The sequence below is a fragment of the Streptomyces africanus genome (assembly GCF_030816955.1).
GTDB classification, from domain to species: Bacteria; Actinomycetota; Actinomycetes; order Streptomycetales; family Streptomycetaceae; genus Streptomyces; species Streptomyces africanus.
The window spans coordinates 341,130-364,400 of record NZ_JAUSYP010000001.1 but is presented as its reverse complement, the minus strand read 5'-3'; the positions used below and the strand labels follow the sequence as shown (position 1 = coordinate 364,400).

Here is a 23,271-nt window from a genome sequence, read left to right as displayed (position 1 = left end):
GGTCGCAAAGGGGGGAGAGGGAGGCGGCTAGAGCGGGATGTTGCCGTGCCGGCGTTCCGGCATCGGCGCGCGTTTGCCGCGCAGGGCGCGCAGCGCGCGGCAGACCTGCTCCCGGGTCTCCCGCGGCGCGATGACGGCGTCGACATAGCCGCGCTCGGCGGCGAGATAGGGCGTGCCGTGGGTGCGCTCGTACGCGGTGAGCAGGCGGGCGCGCAGCGCCTCGGGGTCGTCGGCCGCGGCGAGTTCCCGCCGGTGCAGCACGCCCACGGCCCCCTCGGCGCCCATGACGGCGATCCGGGCGGTGGGCCAGGCGAGGTTCACGTCGGCGCCCAGATGCTTGGAGCCCATCACCGCGTAACCGCCGCCGTACGCCTTGCGCACCACGACCGTGACCTTGGGGACGGTCGCCTCGGCATAGGCGTACAGCAGCTTCGCCCCGCGCCGGATGATGCCGGCCTGCTCCTGCCGTACCCCGGACAGATACCCGGGCACGTCGGCGAAGGTCAGCAGCGGAATGCCGAACGCGTCGCAGAACCGCACGAACCGCGCCGCCTTCTCGGAGGCGTCGATGTCGAGGACCCCGGCGGCGTGCAGCGGCTGGTTGGCGACGACACCCACCGAGCGGCCCTCGATCCGGGCCAGGGCGCAGATGATGTTCGGCGCGAACAGCTCCTGCACATGGAGCAGCTCACCGTCGTCGACGACCGCGTGCAGGATCGCCCGCATGTCGTACGCCTCGCCCAGCCGGTCCGGGACGACCTCGTCGAGCGGCGCCCCCGGCGGAGCGTGCCCCGGGGCGTACTCCGGGGGCCGTTCCAGGTTGTTGGCCGGGAGGTACGACAGCAGGTCGCGCACGGTGTCGAGGGCGTCCTCCTCGTCGGCGGCCAGGAAGTGGGCGTTGCCGTTGACGGTGTTGCTGGTGCGGGCGCCGCCCAGCTCCTCGGCCGTGGTGCGTTCGCCGGTGACCGTCTCGATGACGTCCGGTCCTGTGACGAACATGTGCGAGGCGCCGTCCACCATCACCGTGAAGTCGGTGATCGCCGGTGAGTACGCGGCGCCGCCCGCACACGGCCCCAGGACGACCGAGATCTGCGGGATCACCCCGGACGCCTTGACGTTGCGGCGCACCAGCTCGGCGTAGAGGGCGAGCGAGGCGACGCCCTCCTGGATACGGGCCCCGCCGGAGTCGTTGAGGCCGATCACCGGGCAGCCGGTCTTCAGGGCCAGCTCCATCAGCGCGACGGTCTTCTCGCCGAAGGCCTCGCCCATGCTGCCGCCGAACACCGTGGAGTCCTGGGCGAACACGCACACCGGGCGGCCGTCGACCGTGCCGTACCCGGTGATCACCCCGTCGCCGTAGGGGCGGCGGCTGCCGCCCTCCGCGGCGGGCCGGGCCCGGACGAACAGGCCGGTCTCCGTGAAGGAGTCCTTGTCCACGAGCCGTTCGATCCGCTCCCGGGCCGAGAACTCCCCGCGTCTGCGCGGTCCGCCCGGGGCCACCGCCTGGTCCCGGCGGCGTTCCAGGCCTGCGACGCGCTCCGCGGTGCTCCCGGGCACGTGCGCCGCCGTTTCCCCCGGACCGGATGTTGTCACCTCTGTGCTCACAACCACCTCCGAAGCGGTTCTCGAATATGGCAGTGAGGCGGGGGAGTGCCGGGCGGATCGCCGTTCTGTGTGGGGGAGGTGAGTCCATCGGCGCGGGCTTTCATCCCCGCGTGACAAGGGACCGCCCGGCCCGGCCGCCGGGTGCGGGCGTGATTCAGCTGCCCGAGTGCTGAATGCGTTCTCCTTCTTCTATTGGACCTCGGGGCCGCCCGGCGTCCAGGCTGGAGTGCACCATCGCCCGACAGCCTCAGCGACAGCCGGAAGAGGTCACGAGCACATGCACACCCGCCGCATCGGTGATGTCGACGTCAGCGCGATCGGCCTGGGCGCGATGCCCATGTCCATCGAGGGACGACCCGACGAGGAACGCTCCCTCGCCACCATCCACGCCGCGCTCGATGCCGGAGTGACCCTGATCGACACCGCGGACGCCTACCACCAGGGCGCCGACGAGGTCGGTCACAACGAGACCCTGATAGCCAAGGCCCTCGCCTCCCACGACCGCGGCGGCGATGTCCTGGTCGCCACCAAGGGCGGTCATCTGCGCCCCGGTGACGGCAGCTGGACACTGGACGGCAGCCCCCGCCACCTCAAGGAGGCCTGCGAGGCGTCCCTGCGGCGGCTCGGCGTCGAGGCCATCGGGCTCTACCAGTTCCACCGCCCCGACCCGCGTGTCCCCTACGCCGAATCCGTCGGCGCGGTCCGGGACCTGCTGGACGAGGGCAAGATCCGCATGGCCGGCATCTCCAATGCGAACCCCGAGCAGATCCGGCTGGCGGGCGAGATCCTCGGCGGCCGTCTGGTCTCCGTGCAGAACCAGTTCTCCCCGGCCTTCCGGTCCAGCGAACCGGAGCTGGACCTGTGCGACGAACTCGGCATCGCCTTCCTGCCCTGGAGCCCCCTCGGCGGGATCTCCAAGGCCGGCGAACTCGGCTCCGGGCACGTGGCGTTCGCCCGTATCGCCGAGGCTCACGGGGTGAGCCCGCAGCGGGTGTGCCTGGCGTGGATGCTCGCCAAGTCGCCCGTGGTCGTCCCGATCCCGGGCGCCAGCCGCCCCGAGACCATCCGCGACTCGCTCGCCGCGACCGACCTCGTCCTGACGCCGGAGGAACTGGCGGAGCTGGACGCGGCCTGAGCCGACCTGAACATCGGTCAGACCCCTGACGGACAGTCAGAGACGGTAAGTTTTCCGTCACATCCGCCCCTGGTGAGAAAAACATGTGAATGTTTCCGCGTGGTTCGGGCATACGCAGCGAAAACAGAGAGAGGGGCGCTACGTGCTCGTACCGGACCGGAAGGTCGTCAGGGAGTTGCTGACGCGGTATGCGTCGCTGAGGATCACTCAGGCGGAGAGGCACGTGCCGACGGCGGCACGCGAGCTTGAGGATGTCAGCTACACGCTGTGCGTGATGATGGGAACGTCCGACATCACCGACGCCATCGCCAAGGCCGACACCCTGCTGCTCACCAAGGAGCGGTCCGAGGAAGCGGACGCGGACGGGGAGAACGGTCTGACGCTGGTCGGCTGACTCGTAGGGCCCGGTCATGAACCGGGTGTCGCCCCGGCGGCCTGTGAACGGGCCGCCGGGGCTTTCGTCTTCCCGTGGAACGCCGTGCGATACGCGTACGGCGTCGTGCCCACCACCTTGCGGAACCGCTCGCGGAACGCCGTCGGCGAGCCGAACCCCGCCTGCCGCGCGATCCGTTCCACGCAGTGGTCGGTGTTCTCCAGCAGATACTGGGCGCGCCGCACCCGCGCCCGCAGCAGCCACTGCAACGGCGTGGTCCCGGTCTGCTCGCGGAAGCGGCGGCTGAACGTCCGCTCGCTCATTCCCGCACGCTCCGCCAGCGCGCTCAGCGTCACCTCGTGGGCGAGGTTGTCCTCGATCCACTCCAGCAGCGGCTCCAGCGCCGACCCCCGCGGCACCGGCGGGTGCTCGTGCACGATGAACTGGGCCTGTCCGCCCTCCCGTTCCAGCGGCATGACCGACATCCGGGCGATGTTCGCCGCGACGGCCGACCCCAGGTCCCGCCGGATCATGTGCAGACACAGGTCCAGCGCGGCGGCCGCACCGGCCGAGGTGAGGATCTGCCCGTTGTCGACGTACAGCACGTCCGGTTCCACCTCGACCCGCGGGAAACGGCGGGCCAGCTCACCCGCGGCCACCCAGTGCGTGGTGGCGCGCAGCCCGTCCAGCAGCCCGGCCTCCGCCAGCACGAAGGCGCCCACGCACACGGACGCGATCCGGGTACCGGCCTCGGCGGCCTGCCGCAGGGCCGCCAGCACCCGGGCGGACGGTGGCGGGGCCTCGGGGGAGCAGCCCGGCACGATGATCGTATCGGCCTCCGTCAGCGCCTCCAGGCCCCGCTCGATACGCAGGGTGAAACCGCCGTCCGCGCGCACCTCCGGCGTCTCGGCGCACAACCGGACCCGGTAGGCCGGCCGCCCGTCCGGCATGTGGGTCCAGGCGAACGTCTGCTGGGGCGCCGCCATGTCGAACGGCACCACTCGGTCGAGAACCAGGATCGCCACGGAGTGCATGACCGCCACCCTAGGCGCATTCCCGCCAGGCGCACGAACCGCCGAATCACCGGCTCGCGGCACAAGAGAGCAGGTCACACGAGTTGGCGGGAATCCGTTGGAAGCTGTCGTTTCAGCCCATGGGCGATCACCTCCGGGCTCTCTAACGTGGTCCCGCCACCGTCGATCGCATCATGGAAAGAGCCCCGGTGACCAAGATCCTGCTGTCCCTGCACGTGCTGGCCGCCATCGTCGCCATCGGTCCCGTGACCGTCGCGGCCAGCATGTTCCCGCCCGCGGCGCGCCGCGCCGTCCCCGCGGGCGGCCACGCCCCCGACGCGTCGGCGGTGAGCACGGTCGCGCTGCTGCACCGCATCTGCCGCGTCTACGCCGGTGTCGGACTGACCGTCCCGCTCCTCGGGTTCGCCACCGGTGCCGCGATGGGCGTCCTGGGCAGCGGATGGCTCGTGACGTCCATCGCGCTGACCGCCGCCGCAGCGGGCATCCTGGTCGCCTTCGTCCTGCCCCGCCAGGAGGAACTCCTCGGCCAACTGAACGGCGAACAGGCCGTCGAGCACCGAAGCACCGTTCAACTCGCCATGTTCACCGGCATCTTCAACCTCCTGTGGGCGACGGTCACCGTCCTGATGGTCGTCCGGCCGGGCTCCACGACAGGAGCCTGAGCCCCCGCCGGCCGCATGTCACGGATGTCCGGTCTGCGTCAAGTCCACCCGGGGAATTCACACTCAGGGACACCGGTCCGCCTACACTCGGCTCTCTCGCCCCCGCACGGGGCCGACGAGCAGAAAGGCGCGTTGACGGGTGTTCCAGGATTCCCCCATCTACGACCGACTCATCGCGGAGTGCGGCGATGTCCCCGCACAGGTTCGCCGCGAGGCCGAACGCGTGAGCAGGGAACTGGAGCTGGTCATGCGGCCCGCGCAGTCCCCCGGCTACGACCGCCCGCACTCCCCGGGCGCCGGATGGCAGCGTACGGCCATGCTGCCCGGGCCGCGGCCGCAGTGAACCAGGACCGGTGGACGGCCGGCCCGGGTGCTCAACGGGCCGTGATGTTCGCGCCGTTGACGCGCGACGGCGCTTCGGGGACGGGCCGGGCCAGCCACTCGGCGATGGTGCGGGCGATCGGCTGGCCCGTCTCCACCTCGACGAACCCGAACTGCCCCGACTGATTGCACTCCAGGAACCACCAGGCCCCGTCCGCGTCCTCGACGAAGTCGAAGGCCCCGTACGCCAGTTCGGCCTCCCTCAGATAGGCCCGGACCCCCGGCGCGATGGACGACGGCACGTCGGTGGGCTGCCACGGCGCGCCGGGCGGGGCGAACCGTACGTCCACCTCGTCGGGGTCCGCGTCCGCCGCTTTGCGGGCTGCCAGCATCCGGTCGCCCACCACGGTGAGACGTATGTCGGCCCGCTTGGAGATCCGCCGCTGGAACAGCGTCGGCCCGAACGCGACGGCGGAGAAATCCGTGTCGGGCGCGACCCGGCTGGTCGGCACGGCCCGGGGCGGGTCCTGCGGATGCGCGCCCGACACCGGCTTGACCACCAGGTCCGGGTAGCGCTCCGAGAACTCACGGGCGGCGCGCGGGAACGTCGTGATCAGCGTCGCGGGCACGGGCAGGCCGCACCGCTGGGCGAGGCGCAGCTGCCAGGGCTTGTGCCGGGCCCGGCGGGCCGCGTCGGGGTGGTTCATCCAGCGCGCGTCCGAGCCCCGCAGCATCCCGTAGAGCGCCTGGGCGCTCTCCTCGGTCAGCCACGCGGACGGCTGGGCCGCCCGTCCCGCCGGGGTACCCGGCCGGCGGACCCACACCGACCGGAGCCCGCCGATGCTCACCAGCCGCCCCCCGGCGGACAGGTGGCCGCGGAACCGGCCGTGGACGTACTCCCCGGACAGCGCGACACCGCCGGTCAGATCGGCGGGGTCGACGCGGACCACCGGAATCCCGGCCGCGTTCAGGTGCACGACCACCATGTCCGCGGTCACGTCCTCCTCGCAGGTGAGGATCAGTACCGTCATCTTCGGCGGCCCGCGGTCAGTCGTCGAAGTGCGTCTTGGAGCCGGCGGTGGACGTCGTGGTGCCGACCTCCCTCAACAGGGCGAAGTCGGAGGCGGCCACCCGGCCGTCGTGGAGCACGTTCAACTGCAGTCCGGCGTCGTACACGTACGGAATGGCAGCTTCCAACTCCACTGCCGGGCGCGCGTAGTTGAGCGCGAACGGTTGCATCGTCTCTCCCTCGTCGGTGCTGCGCCGATCGAGCCGGATCCAGGGGCACGGCCACCCGGTCCGCCGACTCGTTTCGGCTCCCAGAGACTTATACGAATCGAACGGGTGGTTGGTTTCCTTACTTTCCGTAGTCATCGGGCCGGTTGGCGGTCCGGCCGGTGTGCCGGCTTGCGCTCCCGCTCGCCGAGGGAGCCACGGACGGTGCGCAGAGCGAGCAGCAGAACACCGATGTCGTCCAGGTACACCGGATCGGGCAACACGTCGGCGGGCAGCACGAAATAGAGAACCGCGCCCCAGAAGACCCAGCGCGGGCCCGTGGGCAGCCCCGCGCGACGCAGCTCGCGCCGGGTCCTGACCAGTCGCACGAGGATGCCGACGGCGAAGACGAGAACGATGGCCGCGAGAACCGCGGCCAGGGTGATCACCGTGGTGGTCGTATCCACGGGCTGCCCTCCTCCTGGCGTCCGCGACACGGGGTGTCCCTTCCTGGATTCCCGTTTCCGGCCGCTGTATTGCGCCCGGGGCCCGACATGTCGGCGCGTCGGCGGATTTTCCGTGCCGCCGCGGGTGCGGGCGGTCATCCCGGTGGCCCACCCGAGTGGCACGGCGTGACGGGGCCGCCTAGTAATGGTCAGCGTAACGTCGCTCGTCACACGACGGGGGGCGCAGGAGCGGCCGCACTCTTCCCCATGGAGGCGAGGATGACCACCTGCTCTTCATCACCCCGCTCGGACGGACCTGCCATACCGAACGAGCCGAACGGGGCCGCCCAGCCGTCCGCCGAGACCACCGTCGCCACCGGCACGTACCAGGCGGAGCAGACGAGCACGCAGCCCGCCGCCGAGCAGGAGACGTACGGTTCTTCCGACCGGCCGGGCGGCGAGCCCGGCGCCCGGCCCGCCACCCCGGTCTCGGACGAGGCGGACATGAGCTTCGCCCGGCCCGCCGCGCCCGGCCCGGACCAGCCGGACCGGGCGCACGCGCAGGCTGCCGCCCCGGGCTTGGACCTGTCGGGTGAGGCGCAGGCTGCTGCCCCTGGCTTGGACCTGTCGGGTGAGGCGCAGGCTGCTGCCCTTGGCTTGGACCTGTCGGGTGAGGCGCAGGCGCAGGTTGCCGCCCCCGGCCTGGACCGGGCGGACCCGGCGCCCCGGCCCGCTCCCCCCGGCCCGGGCACGGCGACCGACTGGTCTGCCGCCCCCGCCCCGGGCGACGCGCGTACGCAGTCCGCTCCCGCCGGCTCGAACCCGGCGGTCGAGCGGTTTTCCGCGCCGGGCCAGGACTGGACGGACCCCGCGAAGGCGCGTCCCGCCCCGCCCGCACAGGAATGGACGGACCCCGCGGAGGCGCGTCCCGCCCCGCCCGCACAGGAATGGACGGACCCCGCGGAGGCGCGTCCCGCTCCGCCCGCACCGGACTGGACGGACCCCGCGGAGGCGCGTCCCGCTCCGCCCGCACAGGAATGGACGGACCCCGCGGAGGCGCGTCCCGCCCCGCCCCCACAGGAATGGCTGGATCCGGCCGAGGTACGGCCCGTCGCTCCCGCCCCGGACCGTACGGACCAGGCGCCGGCCGAGCCCGACCGGCCCGCCACCTCCGGCCCGGACGAGGCCGCGCGGTCTCCCGAGCGGGAGCCGGGCGACAGCGACCAGCCCGCCGCGCCCGAGCCGGGCGACCCCGCTCACCCCGCCGCGTCCGGACAGGACGAGACGGACCAGCCGAGCGCGCGGCCGTTCGTCATCCGCTCGCTCGACGACAACCCGGTGGAGCTCCGGCCCGGCACCGCACCGGGCGCCGCGGTGCCGTACGGCGACGCCGTCAGCGATCTGGTGCACGCCGCCGTGGCGGACCGGCCTCTGGAGGAGGTCGTCGCCCTCATCACCTCGTTGGAGAGGTCGCCCGACCACGCGGAGGCGAAGGTCGACGCGCTCCGCACGGCCGGAGTGGACCGGTCCGTCGAGGACGTCTCCCGGCTGATCGCCCTGCTGACGAAGCCCCCGCGCGACGCCGACTGCGCCGACGAGGCCATCCGGGCCGCGGCCGCCCACCGCCCGGTGGAGGAGGTGACCCGGCTGGTGACCCTCCTGCACAAGGAGCCGCAGATGCCGCACGTCCGCGAGGAGGCGCTCCGGGCAGCCGCCACCCGCCGGTCCGTCGGGGAGCTGGTCGAGCTGATCGACCGCCTGGGCCTTGAGCGTCTGGACCGCAACGGGCGCCTGCCGGCCGGGACGTCACGTCCGGACGACGCGCCACGGAAACCCGGGAAGCCCGGTCGGCCGGGCAAGCGCCGCGCGGCACGCCCGACCGGGACCGGCGAGACCTCTGAGACCCCTGAGACTCATGAGACCCGCCGGACGCGCGACGACTCGCCCCCGGATCGCGCCCGTGCGGACCGGCTCGCCAGGTCCGTGTCCTGGTCGGGCTGGCTCGCCGCCCTGGCGCTGGTCCTGTGCGCGGTGGCCCACTTCCCGCTGCAGCGCGGCGGAGCGTCCCTGCGTCTGCACGCGTTCGGCCTCGGCCTGTCGGTGCTGTGCACGGTCCTGGCCCTGCTGCTGGCACTGCGTCCCGTCGCGCTGGTGCTGGCCGGCGCGGTGGTGGTGCCCACGGTGCTGGCCGCGGCCCAGGCGTACGGGAATTCCTTCCCCTCGGCGTCCCTGCCCCGGGCCGTGGACCTCGCACTCGCCCCGCCGTGGCTCGTCGCCGCGACCGCCGTGTGCGCGGCACTGCTGGCCCTCGTCGCGCTGGTCTTCCGTATGGTGGCGCCCCTCGCGGGCCGGCAGTGGGCGCCCGCGCCGCCGCCCGAGGCACGCCGGCTGGCGGAGTGACGCCTACACGCCCCGCACCGGACCGGATCCGCCCACTGCGGAGCCGGTCCGGGCGTCGTTCGCCGTCCGGCCGTCGAGCAGCCCGGTCAGTACCCGGTCGGGCGTCAGCGGCAGTTCGCGGAAGCGGACGCCGGTGGCGTGGTGGACCGCGTTGCCGATCGCCGCGGCCGTCCCGACGATGCCGATCTCTCCGATCCCCTTGCTGCCCATGGGGTTGAGACGGGGATCGTCCTCGTCCAGCCAGTGCGCCTCGATCCTGTCGACGTCGGCGTGCACCGGCACGTGGTACGACGCCAGATCCGACTCCGTGAAGTCACCGAACGCGGCGTCCATCGTGCTGCCCTCGGTCAGCGCCATGCCCAGGCCCATCGTCATGCCGCCGACGAACTGGGAGCGTGCCGTACGGGCGTTGAGGATGCGCCCCGCGGCGTACACCCCGAGCAGCCGGCCGACCCGGACCTCGCCGGTGACCGTGTCCACGGCGACCTCGGCGAAGTGCGCCCCGAAGGCGTGCCGCGCCCAGTCGCTCCCGGCGTCCGCCGAGCCCCGGGTGTCGGCGCGGGCGTCGAGGCCCTGCTCGGGCAGCGGCCCTGTGTGTTCGGCCAGCCGCCGTGCCAGCCGAGTGCAGGCCTCGTGGACGGCCCAGCCCCAGGAGGCGGTGCCGGACGAGCCGCCGGCCAGCGGCGCCGACGGGAGTTCGGTGCTGCCGACATCGATCCGCACCCGCTCCAGCGGCGCGCCGAGGGCGTCGGCACCGACCTGCGCGAGCACGGTCCGGGCGCCCGTACCGATGTCCGTGGCGTTGACCCGCACCAGGAACGTCCCGTCGGGCAGCGCCCGGGCCGACGCCGTGGCGGGCCACACCATGACGGGATACGTCGCCGCCGCCACCCCCGTCCCCCGCAGCAGGGGCCCGTCCCGGCGGGAGCCCGGCCGGGGATCGCGCCCGGCCCATCCGAAGCGGCGGGCGCCATCGCGCAGACACTCCACCAGGTGCCTGCTGCTGAACGGCTTGCCGCTGTCGGGTTCGACGTCCGGCTCGTTGCGGACGCGCAGCTCGACCGGGTCCATGCCCAGCTCGGCGGCGAGTTCGTCCATCGCGGACTCCAGCGCGTACATGCCCGGCGCCTCGCCCGGCGCCCGCATCCATGACGGCGAGGGCACGTCCAGCGCCGCGACCCGGTGCTCCGTACGGCTGTGGGGCGCCGCGTACATCACCCGCGCCGGCACCGCCGCCTGCTCCACGAACTCCTTGATCCGGGAGGTGTGCGTCGTGACCTCGTGCACCAGGGAGGTGAGATGCCCGTCCGCGTCGGCGCCGAGCCGCAGCCGGTGCAGGGTGGGAGCGCGATGCCCGACGACGGCGGGCAGGTACCGGCGGGGCAGTGCCACGGTGACCGCCCGCCCGGTCTGGCGTGCCGCCATCGCGGCGAGCACGACGTCGGGCCGTGGCGTGCCCTTGGAGCCGAAGCCGCCGCCGACGTGCTCGGCGGTGACGACGACCCGGTCCTCGGGAACGCCGAACAGCCCGGCGAGCACGCCCTGTACGGCACCGGTGCCCTGGCTGGAGGTGTGCACGATGAGCCGGCCGTCCTCCCAGCGGGCGGTGCTGGTGTGCGGCTCCATGGGGTGGTTGTGCAACGGCGGCACCCGGTAGGCGACATCGACCCGGGCGGTCGAGGCACCGAACGCCCCGTCGGGGTCGCCGTGTTCGCGGACGGCCGGATAACCGGCGCCCGCCTCCTCGGGGACGTACACCCCCGGGTGCGAGGCGGTGAGGGTCACATCGTGTTCCTCGGCGGCGTAGTCGACACGGACCGCGGCGGCACCGGCCCGCGCCGCCTCCAGGGTCTCGGCCACCACCAGGGCAACGAACCAGCCGCGGTGCGGAACCCGGGGGTCCTGGAGCACGGCGAGCGTGGGATCGTCCGGCTCGGCGAGCCGTGGCGCGTTCTCGTGGGTGAGGACGGCGAGCACACCGGGCACGGCCAGCGCGGCCGCCGTGTCCACGCCGGTCACCCGGCCCCGGGCGACGGCCGCCGGCACGGGCCAGGCCTGGGCCCGGCCGGGGTAGTGGTACTCGGCGGCGTAGCGGGCGGTGCCGCCGACCTTCTCCCGGCCCTCCCGGCGCTCGGCAGGGGCTCCCACACTGCCGGTCATGAAGTCCTCCTCGTCAGCGCCGCGTCGGCGAGCCGGGACAGCACGTCCAGGGCGATTCCCCGGGCCAGCGGCACCTTGTAGGCGTTGTCCCGCAGCGGCTGCGCGGCGGACAGTTCCAGGTCGACGGCGTGCTCGAACGCGGCGGCGGTCGGAGCCGCACCCAGCAGCGCCTCCTCCGCCCGCCGGGCCCGCCACGGCCGGTGCGCCAGCGCCCCGAACGCGAGCCCCACGCCGCCGACCACACCGTCCGACACCCGCAGCACGGCCGCGACGGACGCGAGCGCGAAGGCGTACGAGGCCCGGTCGCGGGCCTTGCGGTACGCCGACGCAAGCCCTGCCGTGGCGGCCGGCAGCACCACGCCCGTGACGAGCTCGCCGGGCCGGATCTCGGTGTCCTGCTCCGGCCGGTCCCCGGGCAGCCGGTGGAAGTCCGCCGCCGCGACACTCCGGGCGCCCTCGGGGCCGTACAGCTCGACACGCCCGTCCAGCGCGGCCAGCGCCACCGCCATGTCCGACGGATGGGTGGCGATGCAGTGTGCGGAGTGCCCGAGCACCGCGTGGTCACGGTGGACGCCGTCCCGGGCGCCGCAGCCGCTGCCCGGCTCGCGCTTGTTGCACGGCTTCGACAGGTCCTGGAAGTACGGGCACCGGGTCCGCTGGAGCAGATTGCCGCCGGTCGTCGCCGCGTTGCGCAACTGCCCGGACGCCCCCGCGAGCACCGCCTGCGACAGCGCCGGGTAACGGTCGCGCACGAGGGGGTGGGCCGCGAGGTCGCTGTTGCGGACCATCGCCCCGATCCGCAGCGCACCGTCCGGCAGCTCCTCCACCGCGTCCAGCGGCAGACGGGTGACGTCGACGAGCGCGGCGGGCCGCTCGACACCGAGCTTCATCAGATCGACGAGGTTGGTGCCGCCGCCGAGATAACGGGCGCCGGGGTGGGAGGCGTACGCGGAGGTCGCCTCCTCGACGCTCCCGGCGCGGACGTAGGCGAACTCCTTCACGGGATCACGTCCTCCACGGCCTCGGCGATCCGCGGATACGCACCGCACCGGCACAGGTTGCCGCTCAGCCGCTCCCGGATCTCCTCCCGGTCCAGCGTGACCGGCTCGCCCGAGGGCGTCGCCGGGTCGGTGACGTGCGAGGGATGACCGGCGGCCGCCTCGGCGAGCATGCCGGCCGCGGAGCAGATCTGGCCCGGGGTGCAGTAGCCGCACTGGAAGGCGTCGCGCTCCAGGAAGGCCTGTTGCAGGGGGTGGGGCCCCTCGCCGTCGCCGGACAGCCCTTCGATCGTGGTGACCTCACAGCCGTCCAGGGCGACCGCGAACAGCAGACAGCTGTTGACTCGCCGCCCGTCCACCAGGACCGTGCAGGCACCGCACTGGCCGTGGTCGCAGCCCTTCTTGGCGCCCGTGAGGTCCAGATCCTCCCGCAGGAGGTCCAGCAGGACCCGCCGGTGGTCGACGGTGAGGGTGTGGGGTTTGCCGTTGACGCGGAGCGTCGTCTCCGAGTGGTGCTGGTCGTTGCCCATGGCGTGGTGGACCTTCCCGGACGGGCCGTACTGCCGTACGGACCGCGTATCCACCAGACCACGACCGACACGTGCACCCTCTGAAGACGGCTCCTAGTCCTCGTCCCGCGAGGGGGTCACCGGGCGCTGGGACCTGCTCTTCAGCCGTTCGAACGTGCGTGTGAGCTGTTGCAGCGGAGACGCCGCGGGGGCGTCGGAGGGCTGCTGCCGCACGGGAGCGGCCTCGGCGGACTCCTGGTAGACGGCCAGCGCCTCGTGGGCCCGTTCGGCCGCCTCCCGGTACAGGTCACGGGACTTCGTCATGGCCTCCAGCGCCTCCGCGTACATGGCCACCAGACCGCGCTGGCGCTCCAGCTCCTCCTCGAGGGTCAGCAGGTGCCAGTTCTCCCGCAAGGCGGTGAGGGCGTCCTCGGCGCCGTCGGGCAGAGGTCTGGGCAGCGCGGCGTACCGCGTCACCGCGTCGACGAGGTCGGCCGGCTCCGAGCCGTCGAGGAAGACCGCGCGGACGGAGAAGTCCTCGGCGGCGTAGCCGTCCGGCTCCGGGGTGCCGGGCAGCACCACCGCACCGCCGCGCGGCACCTGCACACCGGAATCCCGCAGAGCCCAGTTGACCCCCCGCAGCTGCTGCGGCGCGGCCCGATGCTCCACCACACGGTGCCGCAGCCCCGCCGGCAGCCACCGCGCCACCGGCAACCGGCCTCGCTCGTCCGTGGACATCGCCTCGTGGACGACCACGTGGATGTGCCACCCGCCGGGCACCGCGTTCCTGAACAGGCGCCGCGTGTCCTTGTCGTCGCGGGGGAGCGGATTGATCGTCCGCAGGGACAGCTCCGCGGCGCCGTCCCGGTCCCAGGCGACGTCCGGCTCCTCCGGCCAGAACAGCGCGGCGGGCGACGGCCAGTCGTAGTTCCACGGCCGCTCGGCCTCCGCGACCAGGATCCACTCCTGCCCGCCGTCCGGCCCGGGCGTCACGCCGATCCGGGCCCGCACGGTCACCGTCTCCTCCACCCGCCAGCGGGCCTCGAAGACCCGCTCGGCCGGGGCGGCCTCGGCTCCGGCGTCGGTCCCGGCCTCGGTCCCGGCTTCGGGCACTTCGAGAAAGTCGTCGATGGCCCGACTTCGCTTGCGCTGCTCCAGCGAGTGCCGGAGCACGTCTTCCGCGGCGCCTTCGGCATGGCGGCCACGAGCCAGCCACACCGTGTCGGGAGTCATGGGGCGGACGGTGGGGGAAGTCGGCATGGGTCCAACTGTGAACGGGGGCAGGGGCGCCTGCCAGTATCGTCGCCGCAGGCCGACGGGCATAACCCGGGGTCACACACAGGGCAGCGCCCTGCGGCGCCCGGCAGCGCCAGGGGGCAGCACCGGGTGCTCGGAGGCGCGCGGCGCGCACGGGGTGTGCGCGCCGCGCGCAGGGCGGCGGATCACACTCGTGGCACCACCGGCACCAGGTCCCGACAATGGTCCGCACGAGCAGGGCCCGCCCACCATCCGCATCGGGGCGGGTCCTGCTCGCCTGCCGTCAGGCCCTCTGGGGTGCCGCCGCCCGGGCGACGTCGCTGGGTAGTGGACGACATCCCGCTGGGCGGGGCAGTACTACGGGCGGCCCACACAGCAGGGCCGAACAGGTCGGCGCCGACGGCCTCGGCCGGCGCCGGCCGGCGTCCGGGCGGTGACTGACGCACCGCCGCGATCCACGTGCGCACCGCCGCGATCCAGGTGCGCAAGGGGCCGGCCCGCCCGCGCAGGGGCCGCCGGTACGACGACGACCGGGCCGTCAGACCCGGCTGCACGCCCTCCCCGCTTCCCCCCCCGTGCCTTCACGCAGGTCCGGCCGTGGTGCCGCGCAGGACGAGGCGTGGGGTGAGGACGACCTCGCGGGGTTCGGTGCGGTCCTGGTCGAGGCGCTCGACCGCGGCGGTCACCGCGTGGCGGGCCTGTTCCCGGGCGCTCTGGCTGACCGTGGTCAGGTTGAAGCAGCTCAGCCGGGAGAGCGTGTCGTCGTCGTAGCCGACGACGGAGACCCGGCCCGGGACGGCGACGCCCGCTCGGGTCAGGGCGGCCAGCACACCGATGGCCGACTGGTCGTTGAACGCGACGACCGCGGTGGGCAGCCGGGGGCCGCTGAGGAGATGGCGGGCGGCGCGTTCGCCGGCCGCCTCGGTCTGGTCTCCGGTGAGCACCCGGATCTGCTCGCCCAGTCCGTGGCGGCGCATGGCGGTGCGGTAGCCGCGCCGCCGGTCGGTGGCGATGACGCCCTTGCCACCGTCGACATAGACGATCTCGCGGTGGCCGAGACCGACGAGATGACCGACGATCTGGCCCACGCCGTCGTCGTCCGCGGTGCGCACGACGTCCAGGGCCGAGTCGGCGATGCGGCGGCCGACGGCGATGACGGGGGTCTTGTTGTCGAGGGCGGCGAGCGCGTCGGCGGGCGACGTCGGGCCGAGCAGGATCAGTGCCTCGCTGCGGAAGGCCAGCAGTGTCTCCACTGCCGTCTGTTCGTCGCGGGTGCGGGTGAGGGTGCTCAGGACGAGGTCGTAGCCGACCTCCTCGGCCGCGGTGTGCAGGTGCTCGACCAGTTCGGCGTGGAACGGGCTGCGGATGTCGACCATGACACCGAGCAGCCGGCTGCGCCTGCTGGCCAGCGTGCTGGCGGTGCGGTCCACCTGGTAGCCGAGGTCGGCAGCCGCCTTGAGGACGCGCTGCCGAGTCCGCTCGCTGGGGCCGGGCACGCCGCGCAGCACCAGGGACACCGACGCCGTGGACACGCCCACCCGCGCGGCCACGTCCTCCAACCTCGGACGCTTGTGCCCGCCGTTGCGGTGACGCATGGAACCACTGTCGTCCACTTGTACCTCCGCGCGGCACATCTCCCCGTGCAACACCCTTGACACGATCACGAAACCAGGCTGATAGTACCAGAACTTAAAGCGCTTTAAATTGTCCTGATGTTCTAAAGAGCCCAGCCTGTGAGTACGAGGCCTTGAGCGCCCCTCCTCTCCGGCGGCCCTCCGAAATCCGCGGATCCCCCCTCTCCTCCCTGCACAGTGAGGTGCACGCCCATGACCCGCACACCGCTTCCCCGCTCCCGCAGAATCGTCCCCGCAGTAGCGGTGGCCGCCGTGGCCGCCCTGGCCCTCGCGGGCTGTTCCAGCAACTCGGGCGGGAAGAAGGCGGAGGAGAGCGCCGGCAACGTCGCCGTCGGCAAGGCCTCCACGCCGCGTATGACGATCGCGATGGTCACCCACGCGCCCTCCGGTGACACCTTCTGGGACACCATCCGCAAGGGCGCCGAAGCGGCCGCTGCGAAGGACAACGTCAAGCTGATCTACTCCAACGACGAGAACGCCGGCGACCAGGCCAACCTGGTGCAGAACGCGATCGACCAGAAGGTCGACGGCATCGCGGTCACCCTCGCCAAGCCCGACGCCCTGAAAGCCGTCGTCGCCACGGCCGAGAAGGCCGGCATCCCCGTGGTCGGCCTCAACGCGGGCCTGGGCGCCTGGAAGCAGCAGAAACTGCTGTCGTTCTTCGGCCAGGACGAGTCCGTCTCCGGCCAGGCCCTCGGCTCCAAGCTCAACGGCACCGGCGCCAAGCACGCCTTGTGCGTGATCCAGGCCCAGGGCGACGTCAACCTCGAAGAGCGCTGCGCCGGAGTGAAGAAGACCTTCAGCGGCAAGACGGACATCCTCTACGTCAACGGCACGGACATGCCGTCGGTGAAGTCGACCATCACGGCCAGGTTGAAGCAGGACTCCTCGATCGACGAAGTGGTCACCCTCGGCGCGCCCATCGCGCTGACCGCCGCGCAGTCGGTCTCCGAGTCGGGCAGCAAGGTGAAGATCGCGACCTTCGACCTGAACAAGGACCTGGTGTCCGCCATCGAGAAGGGCACCATCCAGTTCGCGGTCGACCAGCAGCCCTTCCTGCAGGGATACCTGGCGGTCGACTCCCTCTGGCTCTACAAGACGAACGGCAACTTCAGCGGCGGCGGCGAGCAGCCCGTGCTGACCGGACCGGCCTTCGTCGACAAGTCCAACGTCGACGCCGTCGCCGAGTTCGCCGCCAAGGGAACCCGGTGATGAGCCCCATGAAGATCGCCCTCGACCCGTACATGATCCGTCACGTGCCGCTCCTCGAACTGCCCTCGGTGGTCGCCGAGTTGGGATACGAGTGGATCGAGCTGTCGCCCCGGGAGGACTTCATTCCGTTCTTCCGCCATCCGCGCGTGGACGACGCGACGGTGCGGAAGTTCCGTAAGGCGCTGGACGCGGCGGGTGTCGGCATCTCCTCGTTGCTGCCGCTGTTCCGCTGGTCCGGCCCGGACGAGGACGCCCGGCAGGCCGCCGTACGGTACTGGAAGCGCTCGATCCAGATCGCCGCCGACCTCGGCGTGAACAGCATGATCTCGGAGTTCAACGGACGCCCCGAGGACCCCGATCGCAGTGAGGCTCAGTTCTGGAAGTCCCTGGACGAGCTGCTGCCGGTGTTCGAGCGAGAGGGCGTCAAGCTGGCGCTGGAGCCGCACCCGGACGACTTCATCGAGAACGGCTACGACGCGATCAACTTGATCCGGGGGATCAACAACCCCGACGTCACGTTTCTCTACTGCGCCCCGCACACCTTCCACATCGGCGACGACGCCCCCGGCATCATCGCGTACGCGGGCGACCTGCTCACCCACGTCCACCTGGCCGACGCGTTCGACCACACCGCGTCCTCGGGCAACCGCTACATCCTCAACCCGCCCGGCACAACGGCCCGTATCCACCAGCACCTCGACATGGGGCAGGGCGAGGTGGACTTCGACGAGCTCTTCCGTGAACTGCGCGCGAACGGCTTCGACGGCACCCTCACCGCTTGCGTGTTCGCCTGGGAGGAGCGCGCCAAGGAGTCCTCGGTGTTCATGCGCAAAAAGATCGACGAGTACCTGACCACCTGGCCGTGACGGGTCGTGGCCCCGCCGGCTCCGGTCTCGTCGACGAGGCCGCATGGTGCTCCAACCCACCTGGTGATGAGGGGGCTTGTTCCTTCCACACCGATCCTGATCACTACTCCTTCGAAGGGCACCGCCATGACCTCGTCCGCCCAACCCCTCTCCGTCGCGGTGATCGGCGCCGGCATGGCCGGCCGCAGTCACGCTGCCGGATACCGCAACGTCCACACGGTCTTCGGTGCCGGTCTGCCGCCCGTCCGGCTGGCCGCGATCGCCGATGCCAATGTCGAACTCGGCGAGGACGCCGCCCGCCGTTACGGCTACGAGAAGGCGCTGCCGAGCTGGGAGGCCGTCGCCGAGGACCCGACGATCGACGCGGTCTCCGTCGTCGTGGCAAATGATCTGCACCGTCCGATCGCTGAGGCGCTGATCGCCGCCGGAAAGCATGTGCTGTGCGAGAAGCCGTTGGCCGGGTCGCTCGAAGACGCCCGTGCCATGGCCGAGTTGGAACGGGATGCCGAGGTGGTGACGGCCGCCGGGTACTCCTTCCGGCGTTCGCCCGGCATCGCGGCGATCCGCGAGCATGTGCGTGCCGGTGAGCTGGGCGATCCGACGCTGTTCAGCGGCCGTTACTGGTGCGACTACGCGACCGACCCGAACGGGCCCCTGAGCTGGCGCTTCAAGGGCGGCGCCGGTTCCGGTGCGCTCGGGGACATCGGTTCGCACGTCATCGACGTCGCCGAGTACGTCGCCGGGCCCATCACCTCGGTCTCCGGCGCCTCGTTGTCGACACAGATCACCAAGCGGCCGCTGCCGTTGGGCGCGGTCGTCGGGCACCACGCCGTTCCCGTGTCGGAGGAGGTGGGCGAGGTGGAGAACGAGGACACCGCGTCCTTCACGGCCCGTTTCGAGTCGGGTCTGGTCGGCACCTTCTCGGTGACGCGCACCGGCTTCGGTCTGCCCAACGGGCTCGCCTTCGACGTTCTGGGCGTGGGCGGGCGGGCCGCCTTCGACCAGCACCGGCCCGCCGAGTACCTCTTCGACGACGCGCAGCCCGAGGCCCGTACGCGCGGGGCCCGGCAGATCATCGTCGGCCCGCAGCTGCCGTACTTCGCGGGTGGTGTTCCGATGGAGGCGCCGGGTGTGGGCGCCGGCAACGCCGACCACTTCACCTACCAGGCCCGGGCCTTCCTCGACCAGGTCGCGGGGGTCGCCGAGCCGTTGCCGGCCTGCGCCACGTTCGCCGACGCGCTGCGGACCATGGAGATCATCCGGGCCGTCGTCGAGTCCTCGCGCGACGGCGGTGCCGCCGTCGACGTCCCGCCCGCAGCCTGACCTCCGCACGTACCCAAGGAGCACGCGCATGGCCCTCAAGCTCGGCGCCTACACCGCCTGTCTGCACGACCGCACTCTCCCCGAGGCCCTCGACATACTCAAGGAGAACGGCCTGACCTCGGTGGAGGTCAACACCGGCGGTTTCATCCCATCCCCGCACTGCCCGGTCGACCTGCTGCTGTCCTCGGCCACCGCGCGCGAGGAGTACCTGGAGGCCTTCGCCGACCGCGGGATGGAACTGACCGGCCTCAACTGCAACGGCAACCCGCTCAACCCGCTCCCGGGTGTCGGCCCCAAGCACGCCGACGACCTGCGTCGCACGATCCGCCTCGCAGGCATGCTCGGTGTGAAGCACGTCGTGACCATGTCCGGCACGCCGGGTTCGGACCCGGATGCCAAGTACCCCTCCTGGGTCGTGAATCCGTGGGACGGCGTGTACATGGACGTCCTGGACTACCAGTGGGGCGTGGCCGTCGAGTTCTGGAAGGAGATCGACGCTCTGGCCCGCGAGAACGACGTCCGGGTCGCTGTCGAGATGCATCCGCACAATCTCGTCTTCTCTCCCGTCACGCTGAAGCGGCTCGTCGACGAGGGGGGCCTGACGAACGTCGGCGCCGAGATGGACCCCTCCCATCTGATGTGGCAGGGCATGGACGTCGTCGCCTGCATCAAGTGGCTCGGCCCGCTGGTCTTCCACGCCGCAGCCAAGGACGCGGTGCTCTGCCCGGGCGCCGACATCCGCGGCGTGCTCGACACGTCCTTCACCCGGGTGCCGGCCGACGCGCCGGGCAAGGTGCCCACGGGGTACGGCTTCTGGTGCAACGCCTGGCCGGAGAACCCGGCTTGGAAGTTCGTGGCGGTCGGCCTCGGCAACGACGTCCCCTTCTGGACCGAGTTCCTGCGCGCCCTCGCCGAGATCGACCCCGGCATGGCCGTCAACATCGAGCACGAGGACGCCGCCTACTCCCGGACCGAAGGGCTCGCCCTGGCCGCCAAGAACCTGCACAGCGCCGCGGCGGCCTTCTGACCAGGGCCGGGCGGCGATCGAGGCAGCGGCTCCGCTGCGTGTGAAGGAGGTAGGCCCAGGTGGCGGCGGACGGCTGATCCCCGATCCGCAGGACAGCGGCTCCGGATCCGGTGTGCGGTACCTCAGTCGACTTGTGTCGCGGCCCGTGTGAGGCCGGCCTCGATCCGGCTCAGGGCCTCTAGAGCCTCGGCCTGCTCCTTGGGGGTCAGGTCATTGACGACGCTGGCCTCCAGATCGAGCCACGCGTGCTCCACCTCTTGCCGCAGAGCGTTGCTGGCGGCCGTGGGTTCCACGATGGTGGCCCGCTTGTCGCTGGTGGAGGGGCGGCGGCGTACGAAGCCCGCGTTCTCCAGGCGTTGAATGGTGCGGGTCATGGTGGCGGCGTCGGAGCCGAGCAGGCGGACGAGGTCGGTCTGACGCTGGGGGCCGCGGTCCCACAGCTGCATCATGACCAGTTCCTGTCCTGGATGGAGACCGACCCGACGCAGCAGCTGCCCGGCGAGCATGCGGTGCACGCGGGCCACGCGGAGGATCGCGTGACTGAGGGGACCGGCCGCGACGGACGGTGGCAGCGGCAAGGGGCCGCCCGCCGACGCCGTCGTCCGGGCTGTGGCCGAGCCACTTGCGTCCGTTTTCTCCGGCTGGGTCATTTCTTCCTCGCTGGGTGGCCTGGGCTTGCTCGAACAAGTAGAAATTACTGCCCTACTGGGTCTCCACACCTGTGACGAGTCCCTTTGGGCTGCTCATAGACGATCCGAGTGACGTGGATCACGGGTGCGGGGGGATGGTTCTGTGGTGTTTACTTGTTCAGACAGTAAACCACGCAATCGGCGCTGGTACGTCATGGGCTGCGGTAAGCGGTGGCCCGCCTGTGAGACGAGGAAGGTAATCATGTCGACGGCATTCCAGTCCTACGACCTCAGTGGCAAGCAACTGGCCAATCGCATCGTGATGGCTCCGATGACCCGCAGTCGCGCGTACGGTCCCGGGCAGTGCCCGACCGACCTGATGGTGACCTATTACGCGCAGCGGGCGAGTGCCGGTCTCATCGTCACGGAGGGCGTCCAGCCGTCGGTGATCGGCCAGGGTTACCCCGACACGCCGGGCATCCACTCGGCCGAGCAGGTCGCGGCCTGGCGCAGGGTGACGGACGCCGTGCACGCGGAGGGCGGTGTGATCTACCTGCAGCTGATGCACACCGGCCGGATCGGCCACCCGAGCCTCACGGGCCTTCAGCCGGTCGGCCCGTCCGCCGCCACAGCCAAGGGGCAGGTCTACACGCAGAGCGGCCCGCAGGACTTCGTGACGCCGAAGGAACTCACCGAGGCCGAGATCCTCGAGACGATCGCCGACTTCGCCTCCGCCGCGCGCAACGCGATCGAGGCCGGCTTCGACGGCGTGGAGCTGCACGGCGCCAACGGCTACCTCATCCACCAGTTCCTCGCGCCGAACTCCAACCAGCGCACCGACGGTTGGGGCGGTTCGCCGCAGGCCCGCATCCGCTTCGCCGTCGAGACCGCCAAGGCCGTCGCCGCGGCCATCGGCGCGGACAAGGTCGGCTTCCGCATCTCCCCCGGAAACCCCTTCAACGACATCGACGAGTCCGACCGGGTCGACGTGGAGGCGACCTACACCGCACTGGTCGACGCGCTCGCCCCGCTGGGCCTGGCCTACCTGCACCAGATGGAGGCCCCCGAGATCCGCGACCTGACCCTCCGCCTGCGCAAGCAGTTCCCGGGCACCTACATCCTCAACCCCTTCACCGCCCCGCGGCCCACGGGCCCGGAGGAGCTGCAGCTGATCGAGGACGGCACCGCCGACCTGATCGCCTACGGCGCCCTGTTCCTGGCCAACCCCGACCTGCCCGAGCGGCTGGCCGCCGGCGGTCCCTTCAACAGCCCGGACCCGGCCGCCTTCTACGGCGGTGACCACACCGGCTACACCGACTACCCGACTCTCGACTGACCTTCGTCACCCAGGCCTGTGTGCCCCCGGCTCGGTGGATCCGGCCGGGGGCACACGTGCGGGCAGGCAGGTTTACCTGTCCGAACAACTCGGGAGCTGAAGCAGAGCCGGCGGCGAGCGGTGTCGCCCGGCCCGTCACCGGTGCTGCGCCTTGCCCAGCTCGTCGGTGAATCGGGCGAGGGCATCCTCGGCCGTGGGGACGGGGCCGAACAGCTGCTCCTGCCGGCGGGGGTCGGCGACGTAGCGGCCGGTCTCGAACCAGCGGAACATCGCAGCCAGGTCTTTGATCAGGGGCATGAAGCGGCTGGCGACCGCTCCTGCGGCGCGGGCGACGGCGGACGGGACGGCCACCACCTTGATCTTCTTTCCGGCCCGGCGGCCCATCACGTCGGCCACCTCTCGCATGCTGACCGGACGGTCCCAGCCGATGTCGATCCGCTCACCGGCCTCGGCCTCGACGTCGACCGCGGCCGCCAGGTACGCCGCGAGATCGGAGGTGTGGACGAAGGTCAGAGGGACGGTGGCCTTGCCGATCCACACCATGCGGCCCTTGTCGACCGGGTCGCCCGCCATGCTCGCGACCTGGTCGAGGAACGCCCCTGGGCGCAGGGCGACGAACGGGACGCCGAGCTGTTCGAGCTTGTCCTCGGCGAGCTTCTTGTGCCAGAAGTGCGGGACACCGGGCGTCTGGTCGCTGGTGAGGATGCTGGTCAGGACGAACCTTCGGATGCCGGTGCGGTGGGCGGCCTCGGCGAGGTTGGCGTTGCCGACGGTGTCGATGTCGTGCGCGTTCTTGCCGCCGCGGGTGTAGCCGGCGGCGGTGGTGATGACGGCATCGGCGCCGTTCATCGCGGCGACGAGGGAGTCGAGGTCGAGCATGTCGCCGCGGGCGATCCCGACACCCCGGCTTTCGAGCCTGCTCGCGTCGGTGGTGGGCCGGACCAGGGCGCGGACGTTCTTGCCGCGCCCCAGCAGTTCGTCGACGACCTTGCCCCCGAGGGAGCCGGTCGCGCCGACGACGAGGACCGGGAGGGTGGTGGTCATGGGGGCCTCACTTTGCATCAGGTCAGTAGTGGGGGGATCGGGCGGGCGGAGCAGTGGTGCCCGCGGGACGTGAGCGCCGTCGGTC

The 23,271-nt window shown here is 71.9% G+C and carries 22 protein-coding genes; 10 read left to right on the top strand and 12 right to left on the bottom strand.

Going from position 1 to position 23,271, the window contains the following annotated elements:
- Positions 1-27: 27 nt before the first annotated feature.
- Complete coding sequence (locus QF034_RS01995; RefSeq protein ID WP_307173243.1) at positions 28-1,557, bottom strand: acyl-CoA carboxylase subunit beta; 1,530 nt, start codon at positions 1,555-1,557, stop codon at positions 28-30.
- A gap of 325 nt (positions 1,558-1,882) precedes the next feature.
- Between QF034_RS01995 and QF034_RS01990 the strand changes: the two genes are divergently transcribed.
- Both QF034_RS01990 and QF034_RS01985 read left to right on the top strand, forming a co-directional pair.
- On the top strand, positions 1,883-2,740 hold the full coding sequence (locus QF034_RS01990; RefSeq protein WP_307173242.1) for an aldo/keto reductase: 858 nt from the start codon (positions 1,883-1,885) through the stop codon (positions 2,738-2,740).
- Between the two features lie 142 nt (positions 2,741-2,882).
- Complete coding sequence (locus QF034_RS01985) at positions 2,883-3,134, top strand: DUF5133 domain-containing protein (RefSeq protein WP_086559611.1); 252 nt, start codon at positions 2,883-2,885, stop codon at positions 3,132-3,134.
- 14 nt (positions 3,135-3,148) lie between these two features.
- Here QF034_RS01985 and QF034_RS01980 read toward each other — a convergent pair whose 3' ends face one another.
- Positions 3,149-4,147, bottom strand: a complete 999-nt coding sequence (locus QF034_RS01980) for a GlxA family transcriptional regulator (protein ID WP_307173241.1) — start codon at positions 4,145-4,147, stop codon at positions 3,149-3,151.
- A gap of 188 nt (positions 4,148-4,335) precedes the next feature.
- Between QF034_RS01980 and QF034_RS01975 the strand changes: the two genes are divergently transcribed.
- Together QF034_RS01975 and QF034_RS01970 are read left to right on the top strand one after the other, a co-directional pair.
- Positions 4,336-4,809, top strand: a complete 474-nt coding sequence (locus QF034_RS01975) for a hypothetical protein (protein ID WP_307173240.1) — start codon at positions 4,336-4,338, stop codon at positions 4,807-4,809.
- A 139-nt stretch (positions 4,810-4,948) separates the two neighbouring features.
- Positions 4,949-5,152, top strand: coding sequence for a hypothetical protein (locus tag QF034_RS01970; protein WP_307173239.1), 204 nt, complete (start codon positions 4,949-4,951; stop codon positions 5,150-5,152).
- A 31-nt stretch (positions 5,153-5,183) separates the two neighbouring features.
- Here QF034_RS01970 and tgmB read toward each other — a convergent pair whose 3' ends face one another.
- The 3 genes from tgmB to QF034_RS01955 form a co-directional block, all read right to left on the bottom strand.
- On the bottom strand, positions 5,184-6,161 hold the full coding sequence (gene tgmB / locus QF034_RS01965; protein WP_307173238.1) for an ATP-grasp ribosomal peptide maturase: 978 nt from the start codon (positions 6,159-6,161) through the stop codon (positions 5,184-5,186).
- Positions 6,162-6,177: 16 nt separating this feature from the next.
- The gene (gene tgmA / locus QF034_RS01960; protein ID WP_010038137.1) at positions 6,178-6,369 is read right to left on the bottom strand and encodes a putative ATP-grasp-modified RiPP; all 192 of its coding nucleotides are present in this window, start codon (positions 6,367-6,369) and stop codon (positions 6,178-6,180) included.
- 131 nt (positions 6,370-6,500) lie between these two features.
- The gene (locus QF034_RS01955) at positions 6,501-6,812 is read right to left on the bottom strand and encodes a YkvA family protein (RefSeq protein ID WP_307173237.1); all 312 of its coding nucleotides are present in this window, start codon (positions 6,810-6,812) and stop codon (positions 6,501-6,503) included.
- Positions 6,813-7,070: 258 nt separating this feature from the next.
- Here QF034_RS01955 and QF034_RS01950 point away from each other — a divergent pair, with 258 nt between their 5' ends.
- Positions 7,071-9,191, top strand: a complete 2,121-nt coding sequence (locus QF034_RS01950; RefSeq protein ID WP_307173236.1) for a hypothetical protein — start codon at positions 7,071-7,073, stop codon at positions 9,189-9,191.
- Between the two features lie 3 nt (positions 9,192-9,194).
- On the opposite strand, the gene QF034_RS01945 is transcribed toward QF034_RS01950, so the two are convergent.
- From QF034_RS01945 to QF034_RS01925, 5 genes are all read right to left on the bottom strand, one after another.
- Entirely contained in the window at positions 9,195-11,351 is a 2,157-nt protein-coding gene (locus QF034_RS01945; protein WP_307173235.1) for a xanthine dehydrogenase family protein molybdopterin-binding subunit, read from the bottom strand.
- Positions 11,348-12,352, bottom strand: coding sequence for an FAD binding domain-containing protein (locus QF034_RS01940; protein ID WP_307173234.1), 1,005 nt, complete (start codon positions 12,350-12,352; stop codon positions 11,348-11,350). Before QF034_RS01940 ends, QF034_RS01945 begins: the two co-directional genes overlap by 4 nt.
- Complete coding sequence (locus QF034_RS01935; protein WP_307179775.1) at positions 12,349-12,879, bottom strand: (2Fe-2S)-binding protein; 531 nt, start codon at positions 12,877-12,879, stop codon at positions 12,349-12,351. The genes QF034_RS01940 and QF034_RS01935 overlap by 4 nt, the downstream gene beginning before the upstream one ends.
- A 93-nt stretch (positions 12,880-12,972) precedes the next feature.
- Complete coding sequence (locus tag QF034_RS01930; protein ID WP_307173233.1) at positions 12,973-14,118, bottom strand: hypothetical protein; 1,146 nt, start codon at positions 14,116-14,118, stop codon at positions 12,973-12,975.
- Between the two features lie 578 nt (positions 14,119-14,696).
- Positions 14,697-15,710, bottom strand: a complete 1,014-nt coding sequence (locus tag QF034_RS01925) for a LacI family DNA-binding transcriptional regulator (protein ID WP_307173232.1) — start codon at positions 15,708-15,710, stop codon at positions 14,697-14,699.
- Between the two features lie 231 nt (positions 15,711-15,941).
- Between QF034_RS01925 and QF034_RS01920 the strand changes: the two genes are divergently transcribed.
- From QF034_RS01920 to QF034_RS01905, 4 genes are all read left to right on the top strand, one after another.
- Complete coding sequence (locus QF034_RS01920; RefSeq protein ID WP_307173231.1) at positions 15,942-16,961, top strand: sugar ABC transporter substrate-binding protein; 1,020 nt, start codon at positions 15,942-15,944, stop codon at positions 16,959-16,961.
- A gap of 8 nt (positions 16,962-16,969) precedes the next feature.
- Positions 16,970-17,827 carry a sugar phosphate isomerase/epimerase family protein gene (locus QF034_RS01915; protein ID WP_307179774.1) on the top strand — a complete coding sequence of 286 codons (858 nt, stop codon included), beginning with the start codon at positions 16,970-16,972 and terminating at the stop codon, positions 17,825-17,827.
- Positions 17,828-17,953: 126 nt separating this feature from the next.
- Complete coding sequence (locus QF034_RS01910; protein ID WP_307173230.1) at positions 17,954-19,150, top strand: Gfo/Idh/MocA family protein; 1,197 nt, start codon at positions 17,954-17,956, stop codon at positions 19,148-19,150.
- A 28-nt stretch (positions 19,151-19,178) separates the two neighbouring features.
- Positions 19,179-20,177: a sugar phosphate isomerase/epimerase family protein gene (locus tag QF034_RS01905; protein WP_307173229.1), complete on the top strand. Its 999-nt coding sequence runs from the start codon at positions 19,179-19,181 to the stop codon at positions 20,175-20,177.
- A 122-nt stretch (positions 20,178-20,299) separates the two neighbouring features.
- On the opposite strand, the gene QF034_RS01900 is transcribed toward QF034_RS01905, so the two are convergent.
- Positions 20,300-20,827, bottom strand: coding sequence for a MarR family winged helix-turn-helix transcriptional regulator (locus QF034_RS01900; RefSeq protein WP_307173228.1), 528 nt, complete (start codon positions 20,825-20,827; stop codon positions 20,300-20,302).
- Between the two features lie 241 nt (positions 20,828-21,068).
- On the opposite strand from QF034_RS01900, the gene QF034_RS01895 reads away from it, so the two are divergent.
- The gene (locus QF034_RS01895; RefSeq protein WP_307173227.1) at positions 21,069-22,142 is read left to right on the top strand and encodes an alkene reductase; all 1,074 of its coding nucleotides are present in this window, start codon (positions 21,069-21,071) and stop codon (positions 22,140-22,142) included.
- 135 nt (positions 22,143-22,277) lie between these two features.
- On the opposite strand, the gene QF034_RS01890 is transcribed toward QF034_RS01895, so the two are convergent.
- Entirely contained in the window at positions 22,278-23,186 is a 909-nt protein-coding gene (locus QF034_RS01890; RefSeq protein ID WP_307173226.1) for an SDR family oxidoreductase, read from the bottom strand.
- Positions 23,187-23,271 lie beyond the last annotated feature (85 nt).